The 1792-nt window shown below is 33.1% G+C and carries 2 pseudogenes; both read left to right on the plus strand.

The annotated features are described in order from the left end of the window. A pseudogene (locus F6K37_RS40765) lies at positions 1-404 on the plus strand (ISAzo13-like element transposase-related protein); the annotation flags it as partial. A gap of 202 nt (positions 405-606) precedes the next feature. Continuing rightward, positions 607-1662, plus strand: a pseudogene (locus tag F6K37_RS45945) (ISL3 family transposase); the annotation flags it as partial. Positions 1663-1792 lie beyond the last annotated feature (130 nt).

A 1792-nucleotide genomic window follows, 5' to 3' on the forward strand; every position in this document is an offset into this window, starting at 1 on the left:
CTAAAGAAATACTGATAACAGCTGACTCTGGTGGCAGTAATGGCTATCGAATTAGATTAGGGAAAAGTGAGTTACAAAAATTAGCGACGGAAATCGGATTGACCATCAAAGTATCCCATTTGCCTCCAGGGACAAGCAAATGGAATAAAATTGAACATCGAAGGTTTTGTCACATAACAAAAAAGTGGAGAGGTAGACCTTTAACAAGTCAATAAGTTGTCGTAAATTTAATTAGTCATACTACGACTAATGCCGGACTTAATATCCAAGCTGAATTGGACAAAAATGACTATAAAACTGGCATAAAAGTTAGGGAAAAAGACTTTAATGAGGTGCAGATTGTGCGAGAATTTTTTCATGGAGAATGGAACTATGCTATCCTGCCTCAATCAACGTCTAAATAGGGAAAGTTATTTTTGCGCGAATTCTTAATCAATAAGTTTGGTTCTTCAGTACCTAGTATGCTAAACTAATAATTTAAGTCGTTAATACACTAAAAAAAATGCATCAAATTATAGCCCAAAATGTAGCTTTATTTAAATTATAAAGATGAGCTATTATTAACTAGAACTATCAGGGAAGTAACTTGAAGATATATTTGTTATTATGAAATCACAAAAGGAAATTAAAGTGCTGACAGAACTTCTGGATATAAAAGGGGTAAAAGTTGGTTCGCGTCACCAGCACAAAGGGATTGGAATAATTTTACAGATTGAGTCAATCAGTAATGAAAGCATCTGTACTCAGTGTGGGACAAAAAGTTATAAATTACATCAAAATCATCGATATATAATTAAAGATTTGCCTTGGGGAGAGTCCCCAGTATTTTTGGAAATAAATAGACGACAGTTTAAATGTCAAAAATGTAAAAAACCGTTCAGTGAAAAGTTAGATTTCGTCAGGAAAAGAAGAAAATATACTAAAAGGTTGGCTGAGACAACCCTAAAAGAAGTTTTAAGAAGTGATATAAGAAGTGTAGCCCAAAAAGGATTAGTGACAACAGAATAAATAGAAAGAATGTTAAAAGATGCCAGGTCAGACTTGCCCAAATCTCCACCTAAAAATTTGAAAAAGCTAGGAATTGATGAAATAGCTCTGGTTAAAGGTAAAGGCAATTATTGTGCAGTATTAATAGATTTAGAGAAGTCAGTATTAATTCAAATATTAGAAGGAAGAACACAATTAGAAATCAAAAATTTTTTGATTAAATGGGGTAGAGAGGTCTTAGATAAGATAGAAGAGGTTAGTATTGATTTATGGCAAGGATACAAAAGCTTAGTTTTAGAATTAATGCCCAATGCTCAAGTTGTAGCCGACAGATTTCATGTAATGGTACAAATAAATCAAGAACTAGACTCACAAAGAAAACTCGAAAAAACTCAATTAACAACTTTACTAAAAAACGCTAAAACCAAGTCAGATAAAGAAAATCATAAACAGAGTTTAGAGAAACTTAAAAAAAGTAAATAGGCCCTTTTGAAAAATGAAAAAGATTTGACGAAAAAACAAAGTCAGAAACTAGCTCAAGTGAAAGAAGTTTCTCCAAGCCTTAAAACTATGCACGAATTGAAAGAAAAAATTCGCCAAATTTTTGATGAAACAAATGATTGGTTAGATGGGCTATTCAAATTAGGTACATGGTTATCAGAAGCGCAAAATTATTTGGGTGTGGCTCTTTTGGAAAGACGTTTGGTCAGGTTTAGAGAGGTATCGGAAGAGTAGGAGGAGCAGTAATAGAGCAACGAGCTTGAATTAGTCGTTTCATCAAAGGAAGGCCATCTTTGTACAAAGA

It is taken from the genome of Moorena sp. SIO4E2, from assembly GCF_010671945.1.
In the GTDB taxonomy this organism is placed as follows: Bacteria; Cyanobacteriota; Cyanobacteriia; order Cyanobacteriales; family Coleofasciculaceae; genus Moorena; species Moorena producens.